Raw genomic sequence first — 16,289 nt, 5'->3', positions numbered from 1 at the left:
AAAATTTATACAAATCATGAAATATTTACAAAATATAACATATTTAAAAGCAGCCTACTTCCTGCTTGTATTGATATCATTTTCGTGTGACTCAGAAGAGTTTCTAGAAAACGAAAATAAATCCAAACTTACTGATCAAACCCAATGGCAAACTGAGGGCAACGCAGACATATTTGTCAACGATGTATATAGTGAGATACCACGTGTATGTACGCTTGCCGAACAACTAGATTACTATACTGACGATTACAACATAAGTCATTATTACACCGCATCTAACTGGCGACAAGGTATTTGCCAAGCACCAGGTTCTAGTAATACTAGCCCTTGGGGTGGGACCTACGGGCCAACAAACGGGTATTCTTGGGAAAGCTTTTTTGTAAAAGTCAGAAAAAGCAATACTGGTATAAAAGAATTAGAAGCTAATAAAGAGAACTTCACAACAGAATATTTTAATCAGCGTATAGATGAATTACGATTTCTAAGAGCGTTTTTCTACAGCGAATTTTTTATGCACGTGGGCGGTTTACCTATTATAACCGAACCGTTGGACAGAAATACGATGAACGAAGAAGAGCTCCTAGTACCAAGAGCAACCTTCGAAGAAACATTTGACTTCATTACCGGAGAACTTGGCTCAATAGTAGACAATGGCCACCTAGAAGTTAAGTACAACAGCGGTGACGGAAATGCTGGCCGTGCTACTCTAGGTGCTGCATTAGCATTAAAAGGGTGGTTAGAACTTTTTACCGCCAGTCCTCTTTTCAACAGTGGTTCAGCATACCTGCCAGACACCGGTAATTTTGTACACTTTGCAACTGCAGATGATAATAGATGGGCAATAGCCGCTGCGACTAATAAAAAATTCATTGATGAATACGGTGGAGTTTATGATTTATTCGATGACCTTCCTAATTTATGGAGAGCTTCTAACGAATATAATTCTGAAGTTATTTGGGATCGTCAAATTGTAGCCAACATAAGTGGAATGGGAAGTAATTATGAGAGACGTGGTGGCGCAACTTATGTTCTTGGCCAGTACATGTCTTGGGGAAATTACAATCCTACTCAAGAAATTGTAGACCAGTTTGATATGGCAAATGGAAAGCCAATTACTGACCCTACTTCGGGCTATGACCCACAAAACCCCTATGAAAACCGAGAAAAAAGATTTTATGACTTTATCGTTTATGATGGTGCACCTTATAAACTAGACTGGATGCCAGAAGAAGATATCATTTACACAAGAATTGATGAAACTTATACCAACCCTGACAAAACTAACCAAATAGACCTTGCAGGCTCTACAGACGTTGGTGATTCTGGCTACTACCAAAAGAAACGTTTGAACCCAGATGCTGCTCCAGGCAATGATGCCAGTGGCCAAAACGATCTTTTTTACAGATATGCAGAAGTTCTATTAAATTATGCGGAAGCGCAAAATGAGGCATCCGGCCCTGATCAAACCGTTTATAATGCTATTAATAAAATTAGAACACGTTCAGACTTACCTAATCTTCCTACAGGCCTCAGTAAAGAAGATATGAGAGAGGCAATTCACAAAGAACGTAGAGTAGAGCTTTGTTTCGAAAATAAGCGATATTATGACAATAAGCGCCTCATGCAACAAGAAGAGTTTATGGGAGTGGCAAGAAACAACATGGTCATTAGAAATACGGTTCCATCCGATAATTCAGGAGTGTGGACATACAGTGTAGAACCAGAGGTAAAATACACTCCTAAATTTGAGGCACGACAATATATGAGTCCGATACCTCAAAATGTAATAGACCAAAATCCCAATATTTCTCAAAATCCCGGTTACTAGTTAATACTTATTTTAAAAGTTCATAAAGCCACTTAATAAATTAAGTGGCTTTTTTGTATCATAATTATAGACAACAGGTCTCTTGGTAAATAATCTCCCCAAAGCCCGCACAAAATTCTTAATTTTGATTTTGTTATCTTGACTTAATAAAATAAGCATCCAATATAATATTTAACACAAATCATTATTCTTTTGAATATGATAGTTAATTAGCATTCGTTTACACAAATCATCCCAAATAATGAAAACCATATACTGCATAGGAGAGTTACTTATAGATTTCGTAGCCATAAAGCAAGGCAACGACCTTTCTAAAGCTAAAGAATTTACTAAAAAAGCTGGTGGTGCACCTGCTAATGTGGCTTGTGCTATTTCTAAATTAGGGGGTAAAGGTCAATTTATTGGTGCAGTAGGAAATGACCCTTTCGGGACATATTTATTGAATGTACTTAAAGAGAATAGAGTTGACATTTCACTTGCACAACGTTCTAAAACCTTCACCACCATGGCATTTGTGTCATTAGCAGAAGATGGCGAACGCGATTTTGTATTTAGTAGAGGTGCGGATAAAAAATTGAAATACGACTCTAAATTAAAAAAACAGCTAAAAGGTAACATCGTACATTTTGGTGCTGCAACTGGATTTTTAGGCGGTGGATTAGAAGAAGCTTACGACCGTTATATATTTGATGCCATAACACAGAATGCTTTTATCAGCTTTGATCCCAATTTTAGAGGTGACCTTTGGAAAGGAGAAGAAGAATGCTTTATTAAAAAATGTTTAAGGTTCATTGGAAAATCGCAATTATGCAAGTTTAGTAATGAGGAAATTCAACTTATTACAGGAGAACCGGATATTGAAAAAGCCTGTAATATTGTTCACGAACTAGGTTGTCCTATCATATGCGTTACCCTAGGTGGCGAAGGCACTCTGGTAAGTACAGTAGACAAAAAAACAACTGTAAAGAGTATAGAAGTAACACCACTAGATACTACAGGAGCCGGTGATGCATTTATTGGTTGTTTGTTATATCAAATTGCCAACATTGGAGACCCACACCTTATCCTAAAAGATTATGACCAATTAATTGAAATGGTTTCCTTTGCTAATAGAGCAGGAGCTATTACGACAACTGGCTACGGGGCTATTCCTTCTTTACCCGAACATGATGCTGTATTTAAGAGTTAAGTGTATGAAGTCAGGTGTTTAAAAAATACTTTCATTTTTGGCTGAAGAGATAGCTGCGTTTAAATATTTACTTTGGTTTTTACTTTAGATACTTTTCTAATAATATTCTTTTCTTAGGAGGGATAGCTTTACTCATCATGGCTATTTTTAATAGCTTTTGATTTTTTTCTTCAGCAAATACCAAATGAAATAGTTCGGCTACTGTCAAAGTAGTTTTTAGACGTTCCATTAATGTGAATTCATCATTTACATTAACATATCCTTCTTCTAATACACTTAAATATGTGCCGCCCAAGCCATGTTGAATAAATTGTTTTAGTATTTTCTGAGTTCCGAATTTATACCCAAATTTATAGCAAGGCTCTCTATATTGAGACACTTGAACCAATGCTTCCCCTACTTTATAGATATCACCCAGAAAAACTTTTGTCTCATCAAATCCGGATACAGTTAGATTTTCACCAAACATCCCCCAAGTCCAGTCCAGATTAGGGTATAACTCTTTCCAATATGAATACTGGTCTGAAGAAAACAAGTAGCAAGCTTTATAAAATCCTCCATGATTTAAACGGTTTGAGATTTCATCATTTAGGACATCATTTTTTGTTAAGTAAATTGGTTTATCGGTAGGTTTCTTATAAATACCTGTTGATTCTTCTTTTCCCTTCCAAATAAATGTGGTTGGTTTTGAGGTGTTTACCGAAATTACTTTCATTAGTATTCTTACTTAAGTTATTAGAAAGGTCAAAATAAGCCTTTAACTATATCTTACTTTCCTTAAAATTCGTAAAGACTCTTTTATCCCTAAATATATTTTTGGGTACAGGTCTTTTAATAAGCTACGGGCTACTTCCATCTGTTCTTTAGCCTCTTCAAAACCGTTTAAGTAACAAATGAGATAGCTGTCGGGTAAATATTCCAAATCTACTGTTTCAGATGATTTTAAGCCTATACCTTTCTGAATTTTATCCAAAAGGGCGTTGTTGGCATTCCAAATATGAAAGAGATTTTTTTTGTTGTACCTAGGTGGTTCAAAAATTAAGTTACTTTCTATTTTGTATGTTCCATTATCAAAAAAATTAATAACTACTTTTTCTAATTGAAAATATCTTTGTTTAGAACCCAAGCCTAGCTGAACATATTCTATCATCGTAAACGAATGCTCATCATAGGCAATACTTATTTCATCTAAAGCCGAATAAAAAAGCTTCACTTGCTCATTGATCAATTCAATATCTACCCGAGAAAAAAAGAAATTATTCTTAACCTTTTTCTTGTTTCCCGCCCAACAGACTACAAATTGCTCCTTAAAAACTTTATAATCACTATTTAAGTTTTTATGTCGGTTGTTGATAAAGTCAATTACACCATCTAATGTCAGCTCAATATTATTACGAGCATGTTGTTCTATGGTGGCAACGGTATCAGAATTTATATCCTGAAGCTCTACACCGTAAGCTTTTGGCATACTAATGCTCCCTTCTCTAAAGAAAACCATACCTCCATAATATTTCCAAATATTCTTACGAAGGGCACAAACCTTTTCGCTAGACCTAATAGTAACCAAGCCCACAACCTTACCCTCTCGTAAATTAGGAAAAGGTATGTTCTCATATGAAATTAAGGGTGGATTATCTAAATAGGCATTGACCAAGTTTTGAATCTTACTGTCATCAAAAAAATCTACACCTACTATTTTGTTATCCTCGTCCTCTACCCCAATAACTATAAAAGAATTGTTTTTGGGATTACTATTGGCCAAAGCACAGACGTGTTTTAAAAACTTGGCTTTACCCTCTTTTTCTCCAATTGATATAAAACGCTTCTTGTCATAAAAACTATTCTCGTCATTATGAGCTAGCAGATTTTTTACAAGAAGGCGTTTATTAATCATAACGACCTATTCAATATGGTTGCAGAGGCTTGTGCGGTAGGCATGACTATTAAATCTGCAATATTCACGTGATAAGGCCTAGTTACTACAAAGTGAATAATTTCGGCAATATCTTCTGGTTTTAAAGGTTCAAATCCGTCGTAGACTGAATCCGCTTTATTATCATCACCTTTAAAGCGTACATTACTAAACTCGGTTTCTACAGCACCAGGGTTAATACCTCCTATCTTAATTCCGTAAGGGTTAAGATCCATTCGCATTCCTTTGGTCAGGGCATCAACCGCATGTTTACTAGCACAATACACATTTCCGTTGGGATAGACCTCTTTGCCGGCTGTAGACCCAATATTAATGATATGACCAGACTTTTTCTCCACCATATTGGGTATTATCGCTTTGGAAACATAAAGTAGACCCTTAACATTAATATCCAGCATAGCATCCCAATCATCTACATTACCCTTATCAATAGGATCAAGACCATGTGCATTACCTGCATTATTAATTAAAATATCTATCTGAGCGAAGTTTTCAGGTAACGAACCTATCTCTTTAAATACGGCATCTTTATCCCGAACGTCAAAATTTAGGGTGTGAACTTCGCATTGTTTACTTAATTCAGATTGAAGCGCATCCAGGCGCTCCTGTCTTCTTCCACAGAGCACCAATTTAAAGCCCTGAACAGCAAAAAGTATGGCTGTTGCACGACCAATTCCACTAGTTGCTCCTGTTATTAACACGGTCTTACTCATATTTCTATATTTACGCAACCTCCTGGCCGTTAGATGCCTCTAACATAATAAACCAATCAGTTTTTTCTATATTTATTCTTGTTGCATCCATAGCTGCGGACAAACGTGATTTTGTAGCTGTACCCACAACAGGAAGTATTCCGCAAGGGTGTTTCATAGCCCAAGCTAATAATAACTGATCTTCAGTAGCCTCATATTTCTCCAACATGGGTTTTATAGCTTTTTTTATCCGTTGTGAAACCTTGTCATCTTTCCTGAAATATGACCCAAGCGGACTATAAGACATTGCCATTCTCTTGTTGGCCAAAGCATCATCTAATGTGCCATCGTTCATTACTTCGTTCTGGGTCAGGGAAAATTCCACCTGATTCCCTTCAACGGGAAGAGCTGTCTCTATAAGTGCTATTTGGGATGGCAAAAAATTAGAAACTCCAAAACTCTTAATTTTACCCTGATCTTTTAATTTAGTTATTGCCCCTGCTATAGCATCTGGCTGCATTAATGGGCTAGGCCTATGTAACAAAAGCATATCTAAATATTCCGTTTTTAGTTTTTTGAGCGATTGTTCTGCAGACCAAATGATGTATTCTGTATCGTAGTTATAATGTTTTACATGGTTTTTACGGGCGTCGGCATCCATTTGAATACCACATTTAGAAATAAACTGAACATTTTCACGAGAGATGTTACTGTCCTTGAACGCATTCCCAAAGTCTTCTTCTGTGGTGTAACCCCCATAAATGTCAGCATGATCAAAGGTGCTTATGCCTTCATCCACGCAGTGGTTCATCACTTCAATTATACTAGATTTGGAAAAACCTTTTCCCCAACTGCCCCAAGTCATAGTTCCTGCTATAACTCTGGAATAAAAAGTGTTCTTTTGCATAGAGCCGTTAAATTAAAAAGAAATCCCTTAAAAACTTCATAAAAAGAGGGGTTCTCTATTTTTTTTAACCAATCGTTAACAGCGAAGCAGCTAATAAATTTTCAATTTGCATGTCTGTTAAAAAACAGTGGGCCCAAACCAAAATTTGTAAGGATATATGGAAGAAAATACTACGGTAGATATTAATGCGGTTAACGAGAAAATTGCACAAGAAAGTGCATTCATCGACCTGTTGATATTAGAAATGAACAAAGTAATCGTTGGCCAAAGACATATGGTTGAAAGATTACTCATTGGTTTACTTGGTCAAGGTCACATTTTATTAGAAGGTGTACCTGGGCTAGCAAAAACATTGGCCATTAATACCCTATCTAAAGCGGTAAAAGGAAGCTTTAGTAGAATTCAGTTTACTCCTGACCTTTTACCTGCAGATGTTACTGGTACTCTAATCTACAATATGAAAGAGAATGACTTTTCTATAAAGAAAGGTCCGATTTTCGCCAATTTCGTGCTCGCAGATGAGATTAACCGTGCTCCGGCCAAAGTGCAATCAGCTCTTTTGGAGGCCATGCAGGAAAAACAGGTAACCATTGGTGACGAAACTTTTGTTCTAGATAAGCCGTTTTTGGTAATGGCAACCCAAAACCCGGTAGAGCAAGAAGGAACTTATCCATTACCAGAAGCACAGGTTGACCGTTTTATGCTAAAGACCGTAATTGATTATCCTAAGTTGAACGAGGAGCAACTAATTATGCGCCAAAATCTAGCGGGATCTTACGAAACAGTAAATGCAGTAGTAAGCATAGAGCAAATATTAAGCGCACAAAAGGCTGTTCGCGAAGTATACATGGACGAAAAGATAGAGAAATACATTCTTGACATTGTTTTTGCCACGCGTTACCCAGAGAAATACAATCTTGAAGAGCTAAAGCCGCTAATTAGCTTTGGTGCTTCGCCAAGGGGTAGTATAAACCTAGGTATTGCAGCAAAATGTTACGCCTTCATTAAAAGAAGAGGTTACGTGGTTCCTGAAGATGTAAGAGCTATAGTTCATGATGTATTACGCCATAGAATAGGTATTACTTATGAGGCTGAAGCTGAAAATATTACTTCCGAAGAAATCATCAACAAGATTGTTAACGAGATCGAGGTACCTTAAAAGGTAAGCGGTTGGCAGATGCTTTAGGTAGTAATAGACCCTTTGTCACTACCATTGAAAACTGCTTGCCAAAAACTGTTTGCTGAGAAATGGATACTAAAGAACTACTTAAAAAAGTACGGAAGATCGAGATTAAGACGCGCCGTCTGTCCGATCATATATTTGGCGGGGAATACCACTCCACCTTTAAAGGTCGTGGTATGACCTTTAGTGAGGTACGTCAATATCAATTTGGTGATGATGTCCGGACTATAGATTGGAACGTTACTGCACGTTATAATGAACCCTATATAAAGGTTTTTGAAGAAGAACGTGAGCTTACCATGATGCTTATGGTAGACGTAAGTGGCTCAGAACATTTTGGAACCACTAATCAGTTTAAAAAAGATATAATTACAGAAGTATCGGCCACTTTGGCCTTTTCTGCTTTACAGAATAATGATAAAGCGGGCTTGATTCTTTTCTCTGATCAAATCGAACTTTACATTCCCCCTAAAAAAGGAAAAAGTCATGTTCTACGTATCATCAGAGAGTTACTGGAATTCAAACCAAAAAGTAACAAAACCAATCTTGCCGAAGCCTTAAAGTTTCTAAGTAGCGTAATGAAGAAGAAAGCAATAGTTTTTGTGCTATCGGATTTTATTGATGAAGACTATGAGAAGACTTTGAAGATTTCGGGCAACAAGCATGATGTTACGGGAATTAGAATATACGATGAGCGCGAAGAGAGTATTCCTAATCTAGGAATGGTTCAGATGCAGGATGCGGAAACCGGAAAAGTAAGCCTAGTAAATACACAGTCAAAAAGTGTACGTATGGCGTACAGTAAATACTACCAACAACGGGTAGATTATTTTAAAGAAACGTTTACCAAATCTGGCTGTGGTGTACTCAGTTGTAGGGTAGACGAGAGTTATGTTAAAAAATTATTGGGCTATTTTAAGCGACGAGGTTAATGCTAAATATATACTTTACAAACTACTATAATAACAACGGAACATCGCTCTTAAAGCGGTGTGTTTTACTTTGCGTTTTATTTATAGGGTTTTCCGCTTTTTCACAAACCACGCCTAAAGTAATTACCAAGGTTGATACTACCTCCATAAAAATTGGAGAGCAGATACAATTTACGGTAACCGTTGAGGCAGATACTACCGCACAAGTTATTTTTCCTGAGGGACAAACATTTTCTCCGTTAGAAACAGTAGAAGCTTTTGCTACGGATACGACTCGTAAAAACGATCGTATGACCCTGCAGAAAATCTACGCCCTTACCCAATTTGATTCTGGTTCTTATAAAATACCGGCTCAGCGTATAGAGATAAATGGAGAAGGCTTTTTGACCGATTCCACTAGAATTGTTAATGTTGCAAACATTGCCGTAGACACCTTGGCTCAAAGGATGTACGACATTAAACCACTAATGGAAGTTGAAAAAAACAACTCCAGACTTTGGAAAATTATTTTATTCGTACTCCTTGGACTCCTTGTTATAGGAGGGTTAGTTTATTGGTTCTTCTTTAGAAAAAAACAATTGTCAGAAGAAGAAAAAGTGGCGCTTTTGCCGCCTTACGACCGCGCCCTGTTGGAACTTAAAAATCTTGAAAAATCTAAATACCTTATTCAAGATGAATACAAGGAATATTACTCTGAACTAACAGGTATTGTTAGGTCATATCTAGAAGAGGATGTAAACGTTTCGGCCTTAGAAAGTACAACGGATGAATTGATTACCAAGTTAGAATTGCTAAGGGATGCCGGAGAGTTAAAAATAGACGATGAGACCCTGCAACAGTTTAAACGTATTCTTCAGACAGCGGATTTAGTAAAATTCGCAAAATCAAAACCGGACACCTCAGTCGCTGAAAATGACCGTCAATCCATTGAACAAATCGTTCACAAAACCCATGATGCACTTCCAGAGCCCACAGTAGAAGAATTGATGGAGCAAGAAGAATACAAAGAAGAGCTCGAAAAAAAACAACAAAAGAAAAAGATTATTTACGCAAGTGTTGCCGTTCTTGGGGCACTTTTTATTGCTTTAGGTGTATCTACTACATATTACGGCTTTACGTACGTAAAAGATACCATTTTGGGCCATCCTTCAAAAGAACTGCTAGAAGGAGACTGGGTATCTAGCTCTTATGGTTATCCACCAATAAGCTTAGAAACTCCGCGTGTTCTCAAAAGGCAAGAAACAAAGCTTACCCCAGAGATGAAGGCCAACATTAAAGACCTGCAAATGTTTATGTACAGAAGCGAAAAAGGTTTTTTCAGTGTAGGTACCACGTCAACTACTTTAACACAGGAAGTAGAGCCCGAGTTTAATAAATCCATTGAAGCCTTTATTAAGAATCTAGAAAAACAAGGAGCAAAGAACATTATAACCAAACAAGAAGAATTTACTACCGTTACGGGCGTAAAAGGAATCAAGGTTTTTGGTAGTGGCGATTTTCCTGTTCCAGGGTCTGAGGAATTAGTAGATGGCAAATACAGTATTTTACTATTCGGTGCAAAAGGGCTTCAACAGCAAATCATCATAAATTGGCTAGAAGACGACACCTATGCACAAGAAATAGCAGATAGAATATTAGGTTCGGTAGAAGTAAAAACAGAATTATAGATGTTGGATAATATATCATTCGCAAATCCGGAATTTTTTTGGTTGCTATTATTGCTTCCTCTGGCCGTGCTGTGGTATTTCTACAAGCGCAAAGAGCAGGTAGCTTCTTTAAAAATACCTACGATTAAAGGTTTTGCAAATACGGGTTTTCTCCCAAAATTAAAACCACTGTTATTTGTACTGCGTCTATTAGCTCTTGCAGCAATTATAGTTGCCATAGCCAGACCACAGACCGAAGACATTTCAACAAAAACAAAAACTACAAAGGGTATAGATATTGTAATGGCTATAGATGTTTCTTCTAGTATGTTGGCAAGGGATTTAAAACCCAACCGTTTAGCCGCCCTAAAAGAAGTTGCTGCAGAATTCATTAAAGAACGCCCCAATGACCGTATTGGTTTGGTGGCTTACGCAGGTGAAGCTTATACCAAAACACCTATAACAAGTGATAAGGCAATTGTTCTAAGGGCACTACGCGATATAACTTATGGGCAATTAAATGATGGTACTGCCATAGGAATGGGCTTGGCTACTTCCGTAAACCGCCTAAAAGAGAGTAAAGCTTCTAGTAAAATTATTATCCTATTGACGGATGGTGTCAATAATTCCGGGTTTATAGAACCACAAACCGCAGCAGACTTAGCTATTGAGTATGGTATAAAAACATACACTATAGGATTGGGTACCAATGGTAACGCTCTTTCTCCGGTAGCATATAACAGTGATGGATCTTTTAGATACGGTATGCGCCAAGTTGAAATTGATGAAGATCTTTTGAAGGATATTGCAAAATCTACAGGAGGTAAATTTTTTAGAGCCACAGATAACGAAAAGTTAGAGGCTATTTACGACGAAATAAACAAGCTAGAAAAAACAGAAATAGAAGAATTTAAATATTACAAATACGAAGAAAAGTTTAGGTCATGGGTGCTTTTGGCCGGTGCCCTGCTTTTATTGGAATGGCTCCTGAGGAATACCATTTTTAGAAGTTTTATTTAAGAAACTTTTAGCGCAATATTTAATAAACTTGTATTAGCTTCAAACTAGGAACAAAGCAGAATGATTCAATTAGACGAAAAAATATATTTCTATTTACTGGCCATAATACCGGTCATCATCGTCTTGTTCGCACTTTTGCAAATTTGGAAAAAGCGGACACAGAAGAAATTTGCCGAGAGCCCCCTTTTAAAAAGGCTATCTCCGGACAAATCTAATTTTAAATCCAGTCTAAAACTCTTGTTCTTTTTATTGGGTCTCACTTTCCTTACTCTGGGATTGGTAAACCCAAAAATTGGAACAAAATTAGAGACGGTAAAACGTGAAGGTGTTGATGTCGTTTTTGCGGTAGATGTTTCTAAAAGTATGTTGGCGGAAGATATTGCGCCCAACCGTTTGGAGAAAGCCAAACGTCTAGTTTCAGAAATCATAAATCAATTGGCAAGTGATCGTATTGGTATCATAGCTTATGCCGGTCAAGCATTCCCGCAATTACCTATTACAACAGATTATGGTGCTGCCAAAATGTTCTTACAAAGCATGAATACAGATATGCTTACTTCACAAGGAACAGCTATAAACGAGGCAATTACCCTTGCTACTACCTATTACAATGATGAAGAGCAGACCAATCGTGTGCTTTTTATTATTTCCGATGGAGAAGATCACTCAGAAGGTAATACCAAAGATGCTGTGGAGAAAGCCATAGAAGAAGGCATTCAGATTTTCACTATTGGTGTTGGTAAACCTAAAGGTGCTCCTATTCCCATTAAAAGAAATGGCGTTGTAGAAAGTCTGAAGAAGGATTCCCAAGGAGAGGTAGTTATTACCAAGCTGAACGAAGACGTACTTATAGACATTGCAGATGATGGTAATGGTGAATATATTAACGGTTCCAATACCGAAGCTGCTGTAGAGCGTATAACGGAGCTGCTTCATCAAATGGACAAAAAAGAGTTTGAAGCCAAGCAATTTGCAGAATTCAAAGATCAATTTCAATGGTTTCTTGGTATTGGCTTGTTGTTTTTACTTTTAGATATCTTTGTTCTTGACAAGCGAACAAAATGGTTTAAAAAGCTAAATTTATTCAACGAAAAAGAAATAGAATAAATGAGAAATATTGTTTTCATATTGTTTTTTATCGGTTTCGTTTCTTTGGCGCAAGAAGAGGAAAAAGCGCGCGAGCAAGCGCTTGACGAATCAAAAAATCTAACCTGGGAAGCTAACAAAGAACTTTCAGAAGATAATTTTGTAGAGGCCGAAGTAGATTACCGAAAGGCAATAGCCAAGAGTGAAGAGAATTCTGCTGCACCTTACAACCTGGCCAATGCATATTACGCCAAAGAAACCTATAGTGAAGCTTTTGGCCGTTACAAGCAAGCTGGTGAATTGGCCACTGACAAAGCCGATAAGCATCGTGCCTATCATAACATGGGCAACGTGTTTATGAAAAGAAAAGACTATCAAAAAGCAGTAGAAGCTTATAAGGAAGCCCTCCGCAATGACCCAAAAGATGAGGAAACCCGTTACAATCTAGCTTTGGCCAAAAAAATGCTCGAAAAAGAACAAGAGCAGAACGACCAAAACGAAGACAACAAGGACCAAGAAGATAAGAACGAGGATAATAAAGACGAAAACGAGGACAAAAAAGACGGAGACAACAAAGAAGAAAACCAAGATCAAGATAAAAAGGACGAAGGAGACAAGGGAGACGAAGGAGACAAGAACGAAGAACAAAAGGACGAGAACAAAGAGGGTGAAGGCGATGAAAAGGAAGAACAGAAAAAACAGCCTGAAGAAGGTGATAAGCCCCAAGAACAACAGCAACAGCCTCGTCCTAATCAATTAAGTAAACAGCAGGTGCAGAATCTTCTGGAAGCCATGCAGAACGAAGAGAAAAAAGTACAAGAAAAAATAGACGCCAAGAAAGTAAAAGGTGTTAAGGTTAAAAACGAAAAAGATTGGTAAAGACCAGTATACATAGAATTCTTTTAGCATTATTTTCTATAATGTTCCTTGTCTTTTCAGTGAACGCTCAAGATGGCAAAGGCATTACCTTTGAAATGAAACTCAGTAAAGAAAAACTGGGTATGAACGAGAGATTACGGGTAGATTTTACCATGAATAAAGACGGGGACAATTTTAATCCTCCAGATTTTCAGGGCTTCCGGGTTTTGATGGGACCATCACAATCTATAAGCTCCTCATGGATAAATGGTGTGCGTAGTTATTCAAAAACATACTCATACACCTTGGCTCCTACTACTAGGGGAAATGTGACCATTAAGCAAGCATCTATTGTGATTGATGGAAAAACTTATAAATCATTACCAAAAAAGGTAGAAGTTACAGCTGCAGTAGACAAACCCAGCGATCAAATGACCGCAGACGATGTAGCGGACGAAAGTCTACATCTTGTTGCCGAGGTTTCTAAAACGGACCCATACCTAAACGAAGGCCTAAGCGTGGTCTACAAACTATATGTGAGCCCGTCTATTAGTGTATCTAACTATCAACCATTAGACAACCCTAAGTACAATAATTTTTGGAGCCAAGATATTCCCGTTTCTCGCCCAGTTGCTGAAAACGGAACTTATAAAGGAAAGCCTTATAGGTATGTTATATTAAAGCGAGTTGTACTCTACCCTCAAAAATCAGGGAAGTTAGAAATAGAACCCCTTTCATTGGATGTTACTGTAGATGTACCGTCCAACAAACGGGATTTCTTTGGAGGTAGAATTTACTCCCAAACCAACAAAACGGTTTCAGCAGGAAAACGAACCATTAATGTAAAAGCTTTACCTGAAAAAGGGAAACCTGTTAATTTTAGTGGGGCAGTTGGTAATTTCGATTTTTCGGTCACTAGCAGTAAGACGGTTTTGAATGCTTCTGAATCATTACAGGCAAAAGTTGAGGTGAGTGGTAAAGGAAATTTAAAACTCTTTCAGTTGCCCGACCTAAATTTACCCGCTTCATTGGAGGTATACGAGCCTGAATTTGATGAAAAAGTACGTACTACCTTATCCGGCTCACAGGGTAAGGTGAGTAATAGTTATACGGTTGTACCTTCCTTTAAAGGCAAATATCCTATTCCTAGTATATCCTTCACTTATTTTGACCCTAGCGCTAAAACGTATAAAACGGTTACTTCAGATGAAATCGTAATCAATGTAAAAGAAGGTCCTACAGACTCAAGCATAGGTAGTGCAGTAGCTGGTGGAACTAATAATAAGCAAACCGTTGCAGTAGGAAATCAATTTAATTTCCTAAAACTAGACGCCAATTTGGTACCTATTGGTTCTAGCTATTTTTTAGGGACTAAAAGCTATTATTTATGGTTATTACTGCCATTAATATTGATTCCCTTTGCCATTTTACTAGGTAAAAAGCGTGAAGCAATTGCTAGTGACGTGGTGGGCAATAAAGTTAGGAAGGCCAACAAACTTGCTAAAAGATATCTCTCTAAAGCCAAAAAAGAATTAGGTAATAAGGAGGCGTTTTACGTTGCCTTAGAAAAAGCGTTGCATAATTATTTAAAGGCAAAACTTAAAATAGAGACCTCAGAATTCAGCAAAGACAAAATAGCATCTCTCTTAATCGAAAAACAGGTTGATAACACAACCAATGAAGGTTTTATTTCGCTACTTAAAAATTGCGAAATGGCACGTTACAGTCCCTTTTCCGAAGTGCAGATGCAACAAGATTACGATAAAGCAAGTGAGGTAATTACATATTTAGACAAACAACTCTAACGAAAAAGTTATAAATTATTCAATTTGAAAATCACAAAGTGAAAAACATACTTTTCATACTTATTTCCTTATTAACCTTCACGGTTACCGCCCAGAATAATGCTCTGTTTGATAAGGCTACGGAAGCTTATAATGTAGGCGAGTACCAAAAGGCGGTAGACAACTATATGGAGATTTTGGATAATGGTAAACATTCCGCAGAGCTCTATTACAACCTGGGCAATGCCTATTATAAGCTTAACGAGATTGCGCCAAGTATCTATTATTACGAAAAAGCACTTTTGCTAAAGCCCAATGACAGCGAAATAAAGAATAATTTAGGATACGCCAAGAACATGACTCTTGATGCCATTGATGAAATGCCAACTACAGGCCTTTCTAAAATTTACGATAGCATCATTGGTACATTGTCTTTTGATCAATGGGCATATCTATCTATTATTTTTATGGTAATATTTGTGTTTTTATACATTGCATTCTATTACTTTCATTATTCATCTAGAAAAAGACTTGCGTTTATCTTTAGTGTAATTTCACTACTTATCATGATAACTTCCGTAGTTTTTGCTTTTCTTCAATACAACAAATTTAAAGCAGACCAACCCGCTATTGTCTTTGCCAAGGAAGCCAGTGTAAAAGCTGAGCCTAACAAAAAAGGTCTTGAGACTTTTGCACTCCACGAAGGCACTAAAGTCCAAGTTGTTGAAGAACTAAACGACTGGAAAAAAATCCGTATTTCTGACGGAACTACAGGCTGGATCCCATCCGAAGACATAAAAACATTAAAAGATTTTTAATATTTCCTTAACGCGTAATAAAATAGTTGGTGCTATATTTGCGTTTGTTACTAACTGCTATGAAAATTTTCGCTCGTTTTCTTTTGCTTGCTCTATGGCTATTAGCCATTACAGCTCCGAGCGTTATAACTTTACTAGACGTTGATAATCCTGTTATGATAACGAACCTCAATGAAGAGGAACAACAAGAAGCAGGCAAAAAGTCTTCTCTAGAAGAAAAATTCGTAAAAGATAATTACTTTGACTATTCTCTGATAGCTTTATCAGAACAATCTGTTATGGGCGATTACCATGTTATGGATTATATTGATTTCACACTCGAAATCCTCCTTCCTCCCCCTGAACATATCAGTTAATTTTTTTCAGGAAATTTATTTCGATTAGCTAAAAACTTGTCCCCAATTGCCATTGAG

The 16,289-nt window shown here is 37.2% G+C and carries 15 protein-coding genes; 11 read left to right on the top strand and 4 right to left on the bottom strand.

The window, feature by feature from the left end; all coding sequences use genetic code 11:
- Positions 1-16 precede the first annotated feature (16 nt).
- Positions 17-1,828 carry a RagB/SusD family nutrient uptake outer membrane protein gene (locus IWB64_RS07025; RefSeq protein WP_194533329.1) on the top strand — a complete coding sequence of 604 codons (1,812 nt, stop codon included), beginning with the start codon at positions 17-19 and terminating at the stop codon, positions 1,826-1,828.
- 241 nt (positions 1,829-2,069) lie between these two features.
- Positions 2,070-3,017, top strand: a complete 948-nt coding sequence (locus IWB64_RS07020) for a carbohydrate kinase family protein (protein ID WP_194533328.1) — start codon at positions 2,070-2,072, stop codon at positions 3,015-3,017.
- A 79-nt stretch (positions 3,018-3,096) separates the two neighbouring features.
- Here the strand turns inward: IWB64_RS07020 and IWB64_RS07015 are convergent, their stop codons facing one another.
- From IWB64_RS07015 to IWB64_RS07000, 4 genes are read right to left on the bottom strand one after another with little or no spacing between them, the layout of a single operon-like run.
- A complete protein-coding gene (locus IWB64_RS07015) occupies positions 3,097-3,732 on the bottom strand; it encodes an MOSC domain-containing protein (protein WP_194533327.1) in 636 nt (211 codons plus the stop codon).
- A 42-nt stretch (positions 3,733-3,774) separates the two neighbouring features.
- Positions 3,775-4,911: an ATP-binding protein gene (locus IWB64_RS07010; RefSeq protein ID WP_194533326.1), complete on the bottom strand. Its 1,137-nt coding sequence runs from the start codon at positions 4,909-4,911 to the stop codon at positions 3,775-3,777.
- On the bottom strand, positions 4,908-5,663 hold the full coding sequence (locus IWB64_RS07005; RefSeq protein WP_194533325.1) for an SDR family NAD(P)-dependent oxidoreductase: 756 nt from the start codon (positions 5,661-5,663) through the stop codon (positions 4,908-4,910). The genes IWB64_RS07010 and IWB64_RS07005 overlap by 4 nt, the downstream gene beginning before the upstream one ends.
- Before the next feature lie 10 nt (positions 5,664-5,673).
- Positions 5,674-6,549 carry an aldo/keto reductase gene (locus tag IWB64_RS07000; protein WP_194533324.1) on the bottom strand — a complete coding sequence of 292 codons (876 nt, stop codon included), beginning with the start codon at positions 6,547-6,549 and terminating at the stop codon, positions 5,674-5,676.
- 157 nt (positions 6,550-6,706) lie between these two features.
- Between IWB64_RS07000 and IWB64_RS06995 the strand changes: the two genes are divergently transcribed.
- The 9 genes from IWB64_RS06995 to IWB64_RS06955 all read left to right on the top strand — a co-directional run bounded on the left by IWB64_RS06995 (position 6,707) and on the right by IWB64_RS06955 (position 16,232).
- On the top strand, positions 6,707-7,708 hold the full coding sequence (locus tag IWB64_RS06995; protein WP_194533323.1) for an AAA family ATPase: 1,002 nt from the start codon (positions 6,707-6,709) through the stop codon (positions 7,706-7,708).
- Positions 7,709-7,797: 89 nt separating this feature from the next.
- Complete coding sequence (locus IWB64_RS06990; RefSeq protein WP_155595489.1) at positions 7,798-8,664, top strand: DUF58 domain-containing protein; 867 nt, start codon at positions 7,798-7,800, stop codon at positions 8,662-8,664.
- Positions 8,664-10,331, top strand: a complete 1,668-nt coding sequence (locus IWB64_RS06985) for a BatD family protein (protein WP_194533322.1) — start codon at positions 8,664-8,666, stop codon at positions 10,329-10,331. The genes IWB64_RS06990 and IWB64_RS06985 overlap by 1 nt, the downstream gene beginning before the upstream one ends.
- Complete coding sequence (locus IWB64_RS06980; protein WP_194533321.1) at positions 10,332-11,330, top strand: vWA domain-containing protein; 999 nt, start codon at positions 10,332-10,334, stop codon at positions 11,328-11,330.
- Between the two features lie 60 nt (positions 11,331-11,390).
- Positions 11,391-12,437 carry a VWA domain-containing protein gene (locus IWB64_RS06975; RefSeq protein ID WP_194533320.1) on the top strand — a complete coding sequence of 349 codons (1,047 nt, stop codon included), beginning with the start codon at positions 11,391-11,393 and terminating at the stop codon, positions 12,435-12,437.
- Positions 12,438-13,295, top strand: a complete 858-nt coding sequence (locus IWB64_RS06970) for a tetratricopeptide repeat protein (RefSeq protein WP_194533319.1) — start codon at positions 12,438-12,440, stop codon at positions 13,293-13,295.
- 41 nt (positions 13,296-13,336) lie between these two features.
- The gene (locus tag IWB64_RS06965) at positions 13,337-15,079 is read left to right on the top strand and encodes a BatD family protein (RefSeq protein WP_194535830.1); all 1,743 of its coding nucleotides are present in this window, start codon (positions 13,337-13,339) and stop codon (positions 15,077-15,079) included.
- Positions 15,080-15,117: 38 nt separating this feature from the next.
- Positions 15,118-15,876, top strand: coding sequence for a tetratricopeptide repeat protein (locus IWB64_RS06960; protein ID WP_194533318.1), 759 nt, complete (start codon positions 15,118-15,120; stop codon positions 15,874-15,876).
- A gap of 155 nt (positions 15,877-16,031) precedes the next feature.
- Positions 16,032-16,232, top strand: a complete 201-nt coding sequence (locus tag IWB64_RS06955) for a hypothetical protein (RefSeq protein WP_194533317.1) — start codon at positions 16,032-16,034, stop codon at positions 16,230-16,232.
- Positions 16,233-16,289: the final 57 nt, after the last annotated feature.

Origin of the sequence: Zobellia nedashkovskayae, from assembly GCF_015330125.1 — a bacterium.
GTDB classification, from domain to species: Bacteria; Bacteroidota; Bacteroidia; order Flavobacteriales; family Flavobacteriaceae; genus Zobellia; species Zobellia nedashkovskayae.
Note: the sequence above shows the minus strand (reverse complement) of the source record. Positions and strands in the feature narration are given on the sequence as shown.

What these genes read in the sequence shown, in the direction of transcription:
- IWB64_RS07025 (WP_194533329.1), top strand. Translation starts at nt 17, where the DNA reads ATGAAATATTTACAAAATATAACATATTTAAAAGCAGCCTACTTCCTG.
- IWB64_RS07020 (WP_194533328.1), top strand. Translation starts at nt 2,070, where the DNA reads ATGAAAACCATATACTGCATAGGAGAGTTACTTATAGATTTCGTAGCC.
- IWB64_RS07015 (WP_194533327.1), bottom strand. Translation starts at nt 3,732, where the DNA reads ATGAAAGTAATTTCGGTAAACACCTCAAAACCAACCACATTTATTTGG.
- IWB64_RS07010 (WP_194533326.1), bottom strand. Translation starts at nt 4,911, where the DNA reads ATGATTAATAAACGCCTTCTTGTAAAAAATCTGCTAGCTCATAATGAC.
- IWB64_RS07005 (WP_194533325.1), bottom strand. Translation starts at nt 5,663, where the DNA reads ATGAGTAAGACCGTGTTAATAACAGGAGCAACTAGTGGAATTGGTCGT.
- IWB64_RS07000 (WP_194533324.1), bottom strand. Translation starts at nt 6,549, where the DNA reads ATGCAAAAGAACACTTTTTATTCCAGAGTTATAGCAGGAACTATGACT.
- IWB64_RS06995 (WP_194533323.1), top strand. Translation starts at nt 6,707, where the DNA reads ATGGAAGAAAATACTACGGTAGATATTAATGCGGTTAACGAGAAAATT.
- IWB64_RS06990 (WP_155595489.1), top strand. Translation starts at nt 7,798, where the DNA reads ATGGATACTAAAGAACTACTTAAAAAAGTACGGAAGATCGAGATTAAG.
- IWB64_RS06985 (WP_194533322.1), top strand. Translation starts at nt 8,664, where the DNA reads ATGCTAAATATATACTTTACAAACTACTATAATAACAACGGAACATCG.
- IWB64_RS06980 (WP_194533321.1), top strand. Translation starts at nt 10,332, where the DNA reads ATGTTGGATAATATATCATTCGCAAATCCGGAATTTTTTTGGTTGCTA.
- IWB64_RS06975 (WP_194533320.1), top strand. Translation starts at nt 11,391, where the DNA reads ATGATTCAATTAGACGAAAAAATATATTTCTATTTACTGGCCATAATA.
- IWB64_RS06970 (WP_194533319.1), top strand. Translation starts at nt 12,438, where the DNA reads ATGAGAAATATTGTTTTCATATTGTTTTTTATCGGTTTCGTTTCTTTG.
- IWB64_RS06965 (WP_194535830.1), top strand. Translation starts at nt 13,337, where the DNA reads ATGTTCCTTGTCTTTTCAGTGAACGCTCAAGATGGCAAAGGCATTACC.
- IWB64_RS06955 (WP_194533317.1), top strand. Translation starts at nt 16,032, where the DNA reads ATGATAACGAACCTCAATGAAGAGGAACAACAAGAAGCAGGCAAAAAG.